The following is a 14,783-nucleotide window of genomic DNA, read 5'->3' as shown; positions in this document are numbered from 1 at the left end:
TTCAATCCGAATACGAAGCAACTGTGTTTAATTTAATTGATATAAGGGTAAAAGATGTTCAAACGCATCTTGAATGGTTTGAATGAATTCATCATCTTTTAACTTAATGGCGTCATCACGGGAAATTTTTATACCGCAAAGTATTTCTGCTTTTTTTACAGTTTGCAAACGCGTGAACATTGAATTCAAATCACCTACTCCAAGACCACCATGAGTGATGACATCAGGTTTTGTATGGTCCATTGACCAAACATAATGGGAGGGAATGCTATCAACTAATCGGCCTGCCTGCTGCTCCAGTCGCTTTCCGATTTCAGCTTTATTGGGGGCTTCATAAATCACGGCATACCAGATGAACATATGCGTTTCCCATAACCCGATTTGGAAATGCGGCATCATTTTATAACCTCTGCTATTGGCAGCGAAAGCGACCCAAGTATCTTTAGGAGGATTCACTGACCGCCTGGCATGCTTTGCAACGTGAGGGTGCATTTCATCGCCGGTCATAACTGACAGTTTTTGAGAAAAGTGCTCTCCAAGTGCATGTAATTTAGGCTGGATCCGTTCTTTTAAAGCATCCATGCGCGGTTCCAATCCATCAATGTTAAAAACATCAAAATCATCTGCTGTAAAACTTGCTATAATCATTTTCATCTCTCCTACCGTAATATCTGCACATATTGTAGCATAAGTAAAAGTAAAATTTAAAAAATACGATTTCGGTTCGCAATGTAAATTTCCTTATAGGTTATAACACAAATTAGTTGCTATTTGAGGTAGGAAGTCATATGATAAAATAAATTCAGAAAATTACGTTAATTGATGAAGGGAGAATGTTAATTATGAAACAAGTCATGAACCAAGCATTAAAAGCTAAAGAAGTTGAAAGACATAGAGCTGCAGTGTTAAGGATGGAAATGGACTATGAATTAGCAACCCTTTTTGAAGCTATCGGTGAAGAGAATGACCAAAAGAGGTCACAATGCAAGCAAAGGCTAGAACGCATCCGCTTGGAATTGTTGAAACTGAAAGCCTTGTAAGTGATTGGCTGCAGAGATCTTGAAGGAGAATGAATAAAGGAAATGAATCAATTTCAATACAAGGAATTTTATTATAGATGAACGGACACTTTATTTTATAAAAAAATAATGTGTCCGTTTTTCATTAAATGTCCACTATAAATATTAAGTAGTATTTTATTTTGGTAAGGGTCCTTTTAATAAGGAAGGGAAACGTTAACTCAAAGTGGTTTGAAAGGATTCGTGCAAGCTGGTTCATGATTGCGAACCCGATTAATGGGTATGTGGTCAAGGAATCTTCTTTCCTCATATGTTTAAAAAATGGAAAATTCAAGATGTTAAAAACTTGAAGGCAAGCTGTATTTGCTTTAATCTTTAGAAGAGGATCATTTTAATGTAGTTTCTGATCACAAAGGACGGGGATATTATAATGGCATCGGTCAAGGAAATGGATACATATGCGAAGTTATGGATGAAAGAAGCGGGTACTAGGCTAAGGGCGTCCTTTAAAACCAAGTTGAATATTGAAATGAAAACGAATCCGAATGATTTGGTTACTAATATGGATAAGGGGATAGAAAAGTTTTTTTGCGAAAAAATCGGCGAAGTTTTTCCTGAACACCGCATATTCGGGGAAGAGGGAATGGGCAATGATATTAAAGACCTAAAAGGTACAGTGTGGATCATCGATCCAATTGATGGAACGTTGAATTTCATTCATCAACAGAGGAATTTTGCAATTTCCCTTGGGGTTTATGTGGATGGCATCGGAAAGATCGGCATGGTTTATGATGTCTTTAGTGATGAATTATATCATGCGATTAAGGGACAAGGCGCATTTTTGAATGATCAAAGGCTGCCATCTCTTGAAGAGGCATCAGTAAGCAAAGCGATCATTTCCATTAATGCAAGCTGGGTAACGGAAAACCGTAGGATCGATCCGTCTCTTTTGGCACCGCTTGTTCGTGATGCAAGGGGAACACGTTCTTATGGATCCGCAGCATTGGAGCTTGCTTTCGTCGCGGCTGGAAGGATTGATGCATACATAACCATGAGACTCATGCCCTGGGACTTTGCCGGAGGAGTTTTACTGGTTGAGGAAGTGGGCGGGGAAGTTAGTAATATTAAAGGGGACAAATTGGACTTTTTAAAAGGTGACTCACTTTTCGTATCTAAACCAGGGCTCCATAAAGAAGTATTCGATAAATACTTATCAGGAAATTCCAGTAATTAGTATCAAGGCCTAATTGAAATAATTAACAAAAAAACTCGCTGTCTGTCAGCGAGTTTTTTATATTATAACTTCCCGGCTTCGCGTAATTTCTTCTTCTGAGTAAAGCCGAACCCCATGATTCCGCAAAGAATGACGATTGCAGCTAATATTCCAATCAAGCTCTTTTCAGCAATGAAGATGCCTATGGAGCCAATGCTGGATGTTGCCAATATTGCTAATATTAAGAAATTCCATTTAATGTTCATTAATATCACCCCTAATATATCTATTGTACATAATTTCTGTATTTGTTTCTAGTATGTTTGTGATATAATATGTAAGCTAATACTAGTGATACGTTATACACAAACTTTTTTAGGAGTGAATTTTTTGAAATTAAGAGAAAATATTCGTAATATAGCCATCATTGCCCACGTTGACCATGGTAAAACAACGTTAGTGGATCAGTTGCTTAAGCAATCTGGTACTTTCCGTGAAAATGAACATGTGGAAGAACGTGCGATGGATTCTAATGCGATTGAAAAAGAACGCGGAATCACGATTCTTGCGAAAAATACAGCAGTTCAATACCAAGATACAAGAATCAATATTTTGGATACACCTGGTCATGCCGACTTTGGCGGTGAAGTGGAACGGATCATGAAAATGGTTGATGGTGTTCTTCTTGTAGTTGATGCATATGAAGGATGTATGCCGCAAACTCGCTTCGTGTTGAAAAAAGCATTGGAACAAAAGATCACACCAATCGTTGTCGTGAATAAAATCGATAAAGATTCTGCACGTCCAGATGAAGTGGTCGATGAAGTAATTGACTTATTCATCGAATTAGGGGCTGAAGAAGAGCAGTTAGACTTCCCAGTTGTCTTCACTTCAGGTATCGCTGGTACGGCAAGCTTGGATTCAGATCCTGCTAAACAAGAAAAAGATATGACCCCACTTTTCGAAACAATCGTCGAAACGATCCCTGCACCAATTGATAACTCAGATGAACCGCTTCAATTCCAAGTGGCTTTACTTGACTATAATGATTATGTAGGACGTATCGGAGTTGGCCGTGTATTCCGCGGTAAAATGCATGTAGGTCAACAGGTTTCATTAATGAAACTTGATGGGACGGTTAAACAATTCCGTGTAACGAAAATCTTTGGTTATATTGGCTTGAAGAAAGTTGAAATCCAAGAAGCCGTTGCCGGTGATTTAATTGCCGTTTCCGGTATGGAGGATATTAACGTAGGTGAAACGGTTTGTCCGACTGAACACCCTGATGCACTACCTATCCTGCGTATTGACGAGCCAACATTACAGATGACTTTCCTTGTAAATAACAGCCCATTCGCAGGCCGTGAAGGAAAATTCGTTACAGCTCGTAAAATCGAAGAGCGTTTGAGAAACCAATTACAGACTGATGTCAGCTTAAGAGTCGAAAATACCGATTCTCCGGATGTCTGGATTGTTTCAGGTCGTGGGGAGCTGCACCTTTCCATCCTGATCGAAAACATGAGACGTGAAGGTTATGAACTGCAGGTTTCTAAACCGGAAGTTATCGTTCGTTTGATTGATGGTGTCCGTTGTGAGCCTGTTGAACGTGTACAAATCGACGTACCTGAGGAGCACACAGGTTCGATCATGGAGTCAATGGGAGCTCGTAAAGGTGAATTGTTGGACATGATCAATAGCGGAAGCGGTCAAGTTCGCTTACTGTTCACGGTTCCAGCTCGTGGACTTATTGGCTATTCCACTGAGTTCTTAACGATTACACGCGGATATGGTATCATGAACCATTCATTTGACAGCTACCAGCCAATGGCACAAGGCCAAGTCGGCGGAAGACGTCAAGGTGTACTTGTATCCATGGAATCAGGAAAAACTACACAATATGGTATTATGCAAGTTGAAGACCGCGGTGTTATTTTCGTAGAGCCAGGTACGGATATTTATGAAGGCATGATCGTCGGGGAACATAACCGTGATAGCGATTTGACTGTCAATATCGTTAAAGCGAAACAAATGACAAATATGCGTTCGGCAAATAAAGACCAAACTTCTTCGATGAAAAAACCGAGAATCATGTCCCTTGAAGAAGCTCTGGAATATTTGAACGATGACGAGTACTGTGAAGTAACTCCGGAATCAATCCGCCTTCGTAAAAAAATTCTTGATAAAAACGAGCGTGAAAGAGCAGCTAAAAGAAAAAAAGTTGCACTTGAAGAAAAATAAATAGCAAGAGGAGGAGAAAAGATTGGATATCCAAGAGCGATTATCATTTTTTGCAGCATTGTATAGAGTGGATGAAAATCCTGAAGCAGGAATGTGGTATTTATATTTGACGGTCTTTGGATTATGCATCCTTGTCTATCAGTTAGGTTTTGCCAAAAAGTTACCATTGCTGAAAAATGTGGTCATTTATGTGGTAATGGCACTTGGATGTACCCTTCTTTCTTTCTTTGCAGTGTTTCTTCCTATGGGGGAAGCATTAGTCATCGCTTCGCTTGTTCTGGGGATTTATCGAATCCGCCTTCATAATTCGAGAAAAGAAGAACAGGCTTAAGATGATGAAATCATTACAGGATGCTTTATACAATTGGTTGACGATCAAAGTTGTCTGTGATGCTAGGCCTGATGACACAGCTGCACGCGATACGGAAATGTTTTTCATGCAGATGCTGAAAGATGATCATCAGGTGATAATCGATTCGGTTACAAAAACAGAACCTTTTTATTTCGTCGAGTATCTTTTGGCGAACGAAATGAAAAAGCAACGTTATCCGGTTGAATTGATTGATATCATGTTGGACCAAATACAGTTAGAGCCAGATAAGTATAAAAATATCGAGTGATGATAAAAAGAACCGTGCGATATACGCACGGTTCTTTTTTATATTGCTTTAGGGAGGAAAAGTCCGTAAAAAAGATGTAAGATTGTCCACAAAAAGAAAGCTGTCAAATCAGAAGGAAGGACAGCTTCTGTTTTCGACAGCGCCGATAATGGGAAGTAAAGCATGATTGCAGGAATGATCGTGAAAAAGGCAAGTGTGTGTTTGTTCCAATTCCTGAAAATCTTCAAAGGATGAAGAATATAAACGTAACTGAACGTAATTGCCAGTGAGAATAGGAGATGGAAAAAGAACAATGTTGCCTCACTCCAGGAAACAGCTCCGATTACAGGAAGGAAATCCACATTCAATAGGAGCTTATACACTTGTTTACCGGAAAACATTTCGACCCACTTCATTATCAATCCAAGCAGAATTCCATTGATGAGACCAATCAGGGCAACTTTATAATGTATTCTACCATTCATCTTCATTTTTGATTGTCCGGTAAAGACGGAAGTTTCCGGTTGCAATCCGTTCGTTCGTACGCTCTTCAATGCGTCGGTTGCATGTATTGCACATATAGGTATGTATAGGTCGGTTGCGGAGTTTCTTAGCTTCTGGGCTATCATCAGGTATGGATTCAATTTGATCGCATATTACACATTTAACCTTCATATTAGTTGAACCTCACTTCAATTTGAATATGCTTTTAAGTATACCAATTTTTTTATGGTAAAACGAGGATAAAGTGAAACTAACAGATGAACGTTAACGTTACTTGGGACATGGAGGAAAAAGACAAAAACCCGAAGATTGACTTCGGGTTAGGAATATTCATTCTTTAAAGTGATTGGATTGATCATTTTGTTCTTTATCGAGTTCTTTTCTTTCCGTTTCATTATCAAGTTTGTCTTTTTCCTTTTCAATGTTCTTGGACGGCGTTGGGGTTAATATATCACCAGGAACCTCGGGAATGACCCGGCTTGTGATGTCAGCCAGTTCATTTAATATCCCGGTTACCGGTTTGCCGTCTTTAATGTCTCTAGCCACCTCCCTGATCCGCTCATTCATATCCGGGTCAGCTACGATGAGTGCATTTGCACCTTCAGGATCATGTTTTAACGTTTCTCCAACTGAGTACTTTATCGTTCCGACTTGTGAACGCTCAATATCTTGGTCGATATCTATTCCGACTATGGCATATTTGCCAAGAACGACTGCGGTGGCATCATTCACCTCAGGAATGGATTTAGCCAAGCCGGTAAGTCTTTCCGCTGTTTGCTGACCTGTATTTCTGTCTGCTTCCTTAATGGTCGAGTTATTGACTTTCGTTAAATTGTTTTTCGCATTATTTTCAGCCACTTCATTATTATTATTATTATTCATTGAGCAGCCTGTCATCAACAAAACAGCAGCGAGCGACAATATGAATTTTTGCAATGTGCAACCTCCTTAATGTTTTTTGTTGGTTCCAGCCTGTCCACCAATGATCAAGTCTGATTCATGAAGTGTAAAATGCAGCCAAACATGTTGTCATCAATGTTGGGGATTGCATTTTTTGCTGGAAGTTTTCTTTATAGTCTGTAAATGTTCTTCTATCTTTATGCAAAGGAACATATATTTTATCAACAGTCTCGTCCGCTACATAACTTCTGAGTGTAGTAAATGGTAAGGCATATCCTAAAGTGCAGGCAGGAGGCGTCATATTGGGGAAAAAAATCTATGTTTTAGATACGAATGTCCTGTTGCAGGATCCGTACTCGATTTATTCATTCGAAGATAATGAAGTTGTCATTCCGGCAGTCGTATTAGAAGAATTAGATTCGAAAAAACGGTATATGGATGAAATCGGAAGGAATGCCAGACAAGTATCGAAATTGATCGATGGCTTTCGTGAAAAAGGGAAGCTTCATCAGAGCATTCCGCTTCATAATGGAGGCAGTATAAGGATTGAACTCAACCACCGTTCATTTCATAAGCTTCAGGAAATTTTTGTGGAGAAAACGAATGATAACAGGATATTGGCAGTCGCAAAAAATTTATCTTTGGAAGAAGAGACGAAAGAAGATGGAAAAACGGTCATTTTGGTAAGCAAAGATACTCTCGTCAGGGTTAAAGCCGATGCCATTGGACTTGAGGCAGAGGACTTTTTAAATGATCGTGTCGTAGAACTGGACCATATTTACGCTGGGCACAAAGAAGTGTATGTATCGATTGATAATCTGAATAAGTTTTATGAAAAAAGTTTTCTGGCACTGGAGGAATTGACAAAAGATTCATATTATCCAAATCAGTTCCTGTTGATGAAGGACACGCTGGGCAGTTCAGCTTCTGCGATTGGGATAGTGGATGAGAACTGCAGGCTAGTCAAGAAATTGATGTATGAAGGGGAACATATTTGGGGGATTAAACCGAGAAATGTCCAGCAGACGATGGCCCTTGATTTATTGCTTCGTTCGGATATCCAGCTTGTGACGCTCATTGGTAAGGCGGGGACAGGCAAGACATTATTGGCATTGGCTACAGGATTGATGCAAACTGAAGATTTGTCACAATATAAGAAACTCCTGGTTGCCAGGCCGATTGTTCCTGTTGGTAAAGATATTGGCTATCTTCCAGGGGAAAAAGAAGAAAAATTAAGACCTTGGATGCAGCCTATTTTCGATAATCTCCAATTTTTGTTCAATACGAAAAAACCTGGTGAATTGGATGCCATTCTAGCTGGCATGAGTTCGATTGAAGTGGAAGCCCTGACCTATATCAGGGGAAGGAGCATCCCGGATCAGTTCATCATCATCGATGAAGCGCAGAACTTAACAAAACATGAGGTCAAGACCATCTTGACGAGAGTAGGGGAGCGAAGCAAAATAGTATTAATGGGGGATCCGGAGCAAATAGATCATCCCTATTTAGATGAATATAATAATGGTTTGACCTATGTGGTGGAAAAATTCAAGACAGAGCGCATTGCCGGCCATGTCAAATTGATAAAAGGGGAAAGATCTGGATTGGCTCAACTCGCAGCTACGCTTTTATAAATCCAATCGGCAAGGGATGTCCCTTGCCGATTGCTCATAATTTTGTTAAGAATGGACTGAGTCTTATTTAACAGTGAAAGACCGCACATTTTTTATCGGATCATTGATGTTGGAAGCGTCCCCGAAATAAATTTCCATAGGGCCGCCATCAGATATTTTAAGCGGCTTTCCATTCTTGGAAAAGCCCAGGAAAAATTCAAGTGCCGTTTCCAACGGGAATGTAAGCTCCTCATCATCGGTTGTAACGATGACTTCAGTTACCCCATTTTCAGGTTCGGCATTTTTTAAAAAAGGTTCAAAAGGGATGCCGAAAGTCCCTTCAAGCAATCTTTGCTTCTCGAACTTTCGTTCCGTTTTTATCGTTGGTGGCATTATTGCGCCTTCCTGTATTTCTTTTTGCCAATGTTTGGAGGCGGCAATCGTATATTCTTCTAATTCATTGACTTGGACTCTTTCAGCGTGGAAATATGTATCGATTTCAACTTTACGATCATCAAAAATCCATACCCCAGGATCTAGCGTAATTGGATATTTCACTTTTCCATTTATAAATACGATAGGTTCCAAATATCTCATTCCTTTCTGTTGCTCTTTAATGATTATAATCAATTATAATTGAAATGTCACATCTGCACGATGGTTAACAATTTCCTTGGCTGGATATATTCATTCGAGAGGTGGAAGTGATTTCCCAATGGCAAATTGTTTGTCAATGTCCTTGCTTTTTCACAAAACTAAAGGTAGAATTTAGAGATAAGATTTAATCGCTCTGAGCGGGGGGATTTAACATGGCATCTGATATGCTTGTCAATCATCGAGAAAAAGCTTATGCTTTATTAAAAGCAGATGCTGACAAGATTCTAAAACTGATAAAAGTTCAAATGGAAAATCTCACTATGCCTCAATGTCCTTTATATGAAGAGGTACTTGATACACAAATGTTCGGCCTATCACGAGAAATTGATTTTGCCGTACGCTTAGGTTTGGTAGAGGAAACCGAGGGTAAGTCCCTTTTGGAGACCCTTGAACAGGAATTGTCAGTTTTGCATGAAGCATCATTAAAAAAATAATGGATAAAACATACTAACTCAAACAAATCTCGATGATTGTTTGAGTTTTTTATTTATGTACATAATTAATTAATAGTGTTATACTATATTCCATAGTGACATACTAATTGGGCTATAGAAGCTCAATTGTGTTTTTTTATTTTTGTTTTTTATTTTTTGAATTTTCTATTTACTGTTCAATGGTAATCTTCACATTTCAAATTCCTCTATCAACCATTAAATATGTGGGATTTTGCCCTTGATTAACAATGGGACGTTAGTCGGAAAGGCAGAGCTAATTCCTTGTTTTTTTATACGAATATATGTAATTTTTTATTTTTTTATTGTATTCAGTTAATTTTAGTATTATGGTTATATTAATTGAATGTTAAATCAATTCGATAATATATTATTATAGCTAAATTTTTATTTGCTATTGGTGCAAGGCTCTTCTAAGTCTTAATCGGATGAGAAAAACGAAAATATAAAATATATCGAAATAATTACATCCGCCATAAAATGAGCTTGATCAGAATGGTCTCCTTGGTTGGGATATAAATTCTTGAATAAAAAGTGGTGAAAGTCTTTCACGCTTTTTTTCTATATATTCAATAAAAATACATATTGATTAGGGTGGTAGCAATGGGGAAACGTATAGAAAAAGTACTTGCGGCAAATCGTGGAGAAATAGCGATTCGGATTTTTCGGGCATGTACGGAATTAGACATTCACACAGTTGCAATCTATTCAAAGGAAGATTATGGTTCTTATCACCGATATAAAGCGGATGAGGCATATTTGGTTGGGGAAGGCAAAAAGCCGATTGATGCATACCTGGATATTGAAGGCATCATTGCGATCGCCAAAATGAGCGGGGTCGATGCGATTCATCCCGGTTATGGTTTCCTTTCAGAAAATATCGAATTTGCGAAACGTTGTGAGGAAGAAGGCATAATCTTCATCGGACCAGAATCAAGACACCTAGATATGTTTGGTGACAAAGTAAAAGCCAGAACGCAAGCTGAACTGGCTGATATTCCGGTTATCCCTGGTAGCGATGGACCGGTGACCAGTGTTGAAGAAGTAAAGGAATTTGGTGAACGATACGGTTTTCCAATTATCATAAAAGCCTCTTTAGGCGGCGGCGGACGCGGAATGCGGATTGTCGAAAAAATTGAAGAAGTTGAAGAGGCTTATGATCGCGCAAAATCAGAAGCTAAAGCAGCTTTTGGTAATGATGAAGTCTATGTAGAGAGATTCATTCAAAATCCGAAGCATATCGAAGTTCAGATTTTGGCTGATACTCATGGGAATATCGTCCATTTATATGAACGTGACTGTTCCGTTCAGAGACGGCATCAAAAAGTTGTGGAAGTGGCACCTTCCGTTTCCCTTTCAGAGGATTTAAGGGAAAGGATTTGTGAGGCAGCCGTCAAGTTGGCAAAAAATATTGATTATGTAAACGCCGGTACAGTCGAATTCCTTGTCGCAAATGGCGAATTTTACTTTATTGAAGTCAATCCACGGGTTCAGGTTGAGCATACCATTACTGAAATGATTACGGGCATTGATATCGTTCAATCCCAAATCATGGTAGCGGAAGGGCATGAACTCCATGGCAAAAAGATCGGGATTCCCGAACAGTCAGGAATCAAAACACATGGATATGCGATTCAATCACGGGTAACGACTGAAGACCCATTGAATAATTTCATGCCTGATACCGGGAAAATGATGGTTTACCGTTCTGGTGGCGGATTCGGTGTTCGTCTGGACGCTGGGAATGGATTCCAAGGTGCGGTCATCACACCATATTATGATTCCCTTCTCGTTAAACTTTCTACTCATGCACTTTCATTTGAACAGGCAGCTTCCAAAATGGTTCGTAACCTTAAGGAGTTCAGGATTCGTGGGATTAAAACAAATATTCCCTTCCTTGAAAATGTTGTAAAGCATGAAAAATTCATAAATGGGGAATATGATACATCATTCATTGATTCAACACCGGAATTATTTAGCTTCCCAATTAGGAAAGACCGTGGGACAAAAATGCTTTCATATATCGGAAATGTGACCGTGAATGGATTCCCTGGAGTCGAGAAAAAGAAAAAACCTGTATTTGACCCTGCTCCAATTCCGAATGTAAGTGGCCTGCCGCTTATCTCGGGTACAAAAAATATACTTGAAGAGCAAGGTGCAGAGGGTCTGGTCAATTGGATCAAAGAACAGAAAGAGGTATTGATCACCGATACGACTTTCCGCGATGCTCATCAATCTTTACTGGCAACGAGAATCAGGTCGAAAGATATCCTTGATATCGCTGAGCCTACAGCAAAGCTACTTCCTGATTTGTTTTCAATGGAAATGTGGGGCGGGGCAACTTTCGATGTTGCCTATCGATTCTTGAAAGAAGATCCATGGGACAGACTGATAAGTTTCAGGAAAAAAGCACCTAATGTCCTATTGCAAATGCTTTTAAGGGCTTCAAATGCAGTTGGTTATAAAAACTACCCTGATAATGTCATTCGTGAATTCGTAGAGAAATCAGCGGATGCAGGCATTGATGTTTTCCGTATCTTCGACAGCTTAAACTGGGTAAAAGGGATGGAACTGGCTATTGATGCAGTCCGTCAATCCGGCAAAATTGCGGAAGCGGCCATTTGTTATACCGGGGATTTGAATGATCCATCACGCAGCAAGTATAATATCGACTACTATAAAAATATGGCTGTGGAATTAGAACAGGCCGGTGCCCATATTTTAGCGATCAAGGATATGGCAGGCCTCTTGAAACCTGATGCTGCTTACCGCCTTGTATCAGAACTGAAAGAAACGACATCACTTCCGATCCATCTGCATACTCATGATACAAGCGGAAATGGTATTTTCATGTACTCGAAAGCGATCGAAGCTGGTGTGGATATCGTTGATACGGCGATTGGTTCTTTAGCTGGACTGACTTCGCAGCCAAGTGTACAAACACTTCATTATGCGTTGGAGGGGTCAAGCAGACAGCCTAAGTTGGAAGTCGATTCACTAGAGCGTTTAGGAGAATACTGGGGAGAGGTCAGGAAATTCTATCACGACTTCGAAAGCGGAATGAATGCACCTCATACTGAAGTGTACAAACACGAAATGCCGGGCGGTCAATATAGCAATCTGCAGCAGCAAGCCAAAGCAGTGGGGCTGGGAGATCGCTGGCATGAAGTTAAAGAAATGTACCAGCGTGTCAATGTAATGTTCGGTGATATCGTTAAAGTAACTCCTTCATCCAAAGTTGTTGGGGACATGGCTTTATTCATGGTACAAAATAACCTGTCTGAAGAAGATGTTCTGACAAAAGGCAAATCCATCGATTTCCCTGATTCAGTCATAGAGTTATTCGAAGGCTATCTAGGTCAGCCGGTAGGGGGATTCCCTAAAGAGCTTCAGGAAGTTATCCTGAAAGGGAAGAAACCTATAACAGTAAGGCCGGGTGAATTATTGGAAGAAGTGGATTTTACTGCTCTTAAAGAAGAATTATTCAAGGAATTGGGACGGGAAGTCACTGATTTCGATGTACTTGCATATGCCTTATATCCAAAAGTATTCCTGGACTACAATAAAACGATCGAGCTGTTTGGCGATGTTTCCAACCTTGATACCGCAACTTTCCTATATGGCATGAGACTAGGGGAAGAGATTGAAGTGGAAATTGAGAAGGGTAAAACACTCATCGTAAAATTGGTTTCAATCGGTCAGCCATTGGCTGATGGAACAAGGGTTGTGTATTTTGAATTGAATGGTCAATCACGTGAAGTGATCATCAAGGATGAAAACATTAAATCTTCCGTTGTATCAAAAATGAAAGCTGACCCTAAAAATAAAGAACAACTCGGTGCGACAATGCCAGGTACAGTTATTCGTGTAGTGGTCGAGAAAGGCGATCAGGTCAAGCAGGGTGATCATCTGATCATTACGGAAGCGATGAAAATGGAAACTACCGTGCAAGCACCGTTCTCAGGGACCATTAAGGATATTTATGTAAAAGATGGAGAAGCGATCAGTACTGGGGACTTATTGATTGAACTAACTAAGTAATATCGCTGGCTGTGACCTTGTAAATGATTTGGGGTATATATGTAGGCTTGAGGTTTTAAGCTGCCCTATACCCTCTTTTTAGGCAATGTACGGTCATTGAACTTCCCTGATAGATAAAACAAAACCACCATTCCCGGGAATGGTGGTTTTGTTTTATCTTAATTTCATTATTGATTGAACAATCAGACATTAACGGGCAGGTACCGTTGGTGTTATATCCTGTTCATCCTGTCCTTTGACAGAGTGCACGGAGTTCTTTTTTTGCTTGGCAAGGGCATTTTTTTTGCTTCTTGATGTCAAGAGCATCAAATAGCTCATTACACCAAAAAAGCAGGCAATGAATAATGCGTGTGTCAGTGCGATATATAAGTTTTGCCTTGAGAAAATGATAAAGGCACCAGCGGTAACTTGTAAAAATACGAGAATGAATGCAGCAATCCAGCCGCCATATAGCACTTTTTGATTTTTGTAATGTTTTTTTGCGATATAAGCCACATAAGATACCCAAATGAAAATAGCGCCTGCCATTGCACGGTGCCCCATCTGAATCCATTCATAAAGGTTGGAGGGGAGGGCAAGACTGTCATTTACGCATAAAGGCCAATCCTTACAGATAAGACTTGATTCTGTATGCCTTACAAGAGCACCTGTATAGACGACCACCAGACAAAAAATCAATACGCCAATAATATGGAATTTCATTCGTTTGTCAACGATAAGTTTTTCTGCTTCGAACTTCTTGTCCACTTCAAAAATCAACAGTGTCAGTAAAAAGACGGCAGCAAAGGAAATGAGCGATATGCCAAAATGAAGGGCAAGGACGAAATCGGATTGTGACCAAATGACGGCAGCGGCTCCGATCAGTCCTTGTAGTAACAGAAAACCAAAAGAAAGGACGGATAAGAAACGCGCTTCACGGATATGGCCGATTTTTTTCCAAGACATATACGATAATAATAAAACAAGGAAACCTCCAGCACCTGAAACGAGCCTATGGGAAAGCTCAATGACCAATTCAATCGTGATTTTGTCCGGGATCAATTGCCCATTGCATAATGGCCAGGACCTGCCGCATCCCATGCCGGAATCCGTCTTCGTGACTAGAGCTCCACCAAGTAAGATGAAGAGCATTACAACCGTAGTTAAAACAGCAAACCATTTAAGAGATGATTTCACTAGTAGCCCCACCTTTTTCTCTGTAGCAAATTAGGGTTGTTCCATAAAATTAATAATAGCATAAGGTTTTTCATAATATTTGTCGAACTTCCTCGATATTACACAAAATAGAATGATTTTACAAGTTCAGTTAATATTATAACTATTAATTAAAATGCCTGAAATAGTTGAAAGTTACTAAAGACTTTGATAGAAATAAAGGGAGTGTAAACCTTCAAGTAGGAGCAAAATAGGGATAGAGCCTAGGGGATGATGATAATAGCATATTATTCATGTTCTTGACGAACATCATACAAATTATTGAGACACAAATTGGTCAAAAAATATCCGAAAAATTTTCACAAAAGCTTCCAAAAATGTGTTTTAATATA

At 39.5% G+C, this 14,783-nt stretch carries 15 protein-coding genes; 8 read left to right on the top strand and 7 right to left on the bottom strand.

The features are described 5' to 3' along the window. Positions 1–27: 27 nt before the first annotated feature. Positions 28–648, bottom strand: a complete 621-nt coding sequence (locus ACQKNS_RS05460) for a YktB family protein (protein ID WP_427641528.1) — start codon at positions 646–648, stop codon at positions 28–30. A gap of 194 nt (positions 649–842) precedes the next feature. On the opposite strand from ACQKNS_RS05460, the gene ACQKNS_RS05455 reads away from it, so the two are divergent. Continuing rightward, complete coding sequence (locus ACQKNS_RS05455; protein ID WP_034314018.1) at positions 843–1,040, top strand: hypothetical protein; 198 nt, start codon at positions 843–845, stop codon at positions 1,038–1,040. A 409-nt stretch (positions 1,041–1,449) separates the two neighbouring features. Continuing rightward, positions 1,450–2,253, top strand: a complete 804-nt coding sequence (locus ACQKNS_RS05450) for an inositol monophosphatase family protein (protein ID WP_427641527.1) — start codon at positions 1,450–1,452, stop codon at positions 2,251–2,253. Between the two features lie 62 nt (positions 2,254–2,315). On the opposite strand, the gene ACQKNS_RS05445 is transcribed toward ACQKNS_RS05450, so the two are convergent. Next, the gene (locus ACQKNS_RS05445; RefSeq protein ID WP_427641526.1) at positions 2,316–2,498 is read right to left on the bottom strand and encodes a YlaF family protein; all 183 of its coding nucleotides are present in this window, start codon (positions 2,496–2,498) and stop codon (positions 2,316–2,318) included. A 124-nt stretch (positions 2,499–2,622) separates the two neighbouring features. On the opposite strand from ACQKNS_RS05445, the gene typA reads away from it, so the two are divergent. Genes typA through ACQKNS_RS05430 form a run of 3 tightly spaced genes read left to right on the top strand, consistent with a single transcriptional unit; the run spans position 2,623 to position 5,090 of the window. Then, positions 2,623–4,470, top strand: a complete 1,848-nt coding sequence (gene typA / locus ACQKNS_RS05440) for a translational GTPase TypA (RefSeq protein WP_427641525.1) — start codon at positions 2,623–2,625, stop codon at positions 4,468–4,470. A gap of 22 nt (positions 4,471–4,492) precedes the next feature. Further along, positions 4,493–4,801 carry a YlaH-like family protein gene (locus ACQKNS_RS05435; RefSeq protein ID WP_034314008.1) on the top strand — a complete coding sequence of 103 codons (309 nt, stop codon included), beginning with the start codon at positions 4,493–4,495 and terminating at the stop codon, positions 4,799–4,801. Positions 4,802–4,805: 4 nt separating this feature from the next. Next, complete coding sequence (locus ACQKNS_RS05430; RefSeq protein WP_427642140.1) at positions 4,806–5,090, top strand: hypothetical protein; 285 nt, start codon at positions 4,806–4,808, stop codon at positions 5,088–5,090. Positions 5,091–5,128: 38 nt separating this feature from the next. Here the strand turns inward: ACQKNS_RS05430 and ACQKNS_RS05425 are convergent, their stop codons facing one another. From ACQKNS_RS05425 to ACQKNS_RS05415, 3 genes are all read right to left on the bottom strand, one after another. Next, the gene (locus ACQKNS_RS05425) at positions 5,129–5,560 is read right to left on the bottom strand and encodes a hypothetical protein (protein ID WP_427641524.1); all 432 of its coding nucleotides are present in this window, start codon (positions 5,558–5,560) and stop codon (positions 5,129–5,131) included. Beyond that, on the bottom strand, positions 5,544–5,744 hold the full coding sequence (locus tag ACQKNS_RS05420) for a YlaI family protein (RefSeq protein ID WP_427641523.1): 201 nt from the start codon (positions 5,742–5,744) through the stop codon (positions 5,544–5,546). The genes ACQKNS_RS05425 and ACQKNS_RS05420 overlap by 17 nt, the downstream gene beginning before the upstream one ends. Before the next feature lie 159 nt (positions 5,745–5,903). After that, positions 5,904–6,509: a YhcN/YlaJ family sporulation lipoprotein gene (locus ACQKNS_RS05415; RefSeq protein ID WP_427641522.1), complete on the bottom strand. Its 606-nt coding sequence runs from the start codon at positions 6,507–6,509 to the stop codon at positions 5,904–5,906. Between the two features lie 266 nt (positions 6,510–6,775). Between ACQKNS_RS05415 and ACQKNS_RS05410 the strand changes: the two genes are divergently transcribed. Further along, complete coding sequence (locus ACQKNS_RS05410) at positions 6,776–8,107, top strand: PhoH family protein (RefSeq protein ID WP_427641521.1); 1,332 nt, start codon at positions 6,776–6,778, stop codon at positions 8,105–8,107. A gap of 63 nt (positions 8,108–8,170) precedes the next feature. Here the strand turns inward: ACQKNS_RS05410 and ACQKNS_RS05405 are convergent, their stop codons facing one another. Next, on the bottom strand, positions 8,171–8,674 hold the full coding sequence (locus ACQKNS_RS05405; RefSeq protein ID WP_427641520.1) for a peptidyl-prolyl cis-trans isomerase: 504 nt from the start codon (positions 8,672–8,674) through the stop codon (positions 8,171–8,173). A gap of 221 nt (positions 8,675–8,895) precedes the next feature. On the opposite strand from ACQKNS_RS05405, the gene ACQKNS_RS05400 reads away from it, so the two are divergent. Together ACQKNS_RS05400 and pyc are read left to right on the top strand one after the other, a co-directional pair. Further along, positions 8,896–9,177: a YlaN family protein gene (locus ACQKNS_RS05400; RefSeq protein ID WP_034313996.1), complete on the top strand. Its 282-nt coding sequence runs from the start codon at positions 8,896–8,898 to the stop codon at positions 9,175–9,177. A 621-nt stretch (positions 9,178–9,798) separates the two neighbouring features. Next, positions 9,799–13,236 (top strand): pyruvate carboxylase, encoded by a 3,438-nt coding sequence (gene pyc / locus ACQKNS_RS05395; protein ID WP_427641519.1) that lies wholly within the window; start codon positions 9,799–9,801, stop codon positions 13,234–13,236. 189 nt (positions 13,237–13,425) lie between these two features. On the opposite strand, the gene ACQKNS_RS05390 is transcribed toward pyc, so the two are convergent. Further along, a complete protein-coding gene (locus ACQKNS_RS05390) occupies positions 13,426–14,412 on the bottom strand; it encodes a COX15/CtaA family protein (protein ID WP_427641518.1) in 987 nt (328 codons plus the stop codon). Positions 14,413–14,783: the final 371 nt, after the last annotated feature.

Origin of the sequence: Peribacillus sp. NPDC094092 (genome assembly GCF_050279365.1) — a bacterium.
Taxonomy (GTDB): domain Bacteria; phylum Bacillota; class Bacilli; order Bacillales; family DSM-1321; genus Peribacillus.
Note: the sequence above shows the minus strand (reverse complement) of the source record. Positions and strands in the feature narration are given on the sequence as shown.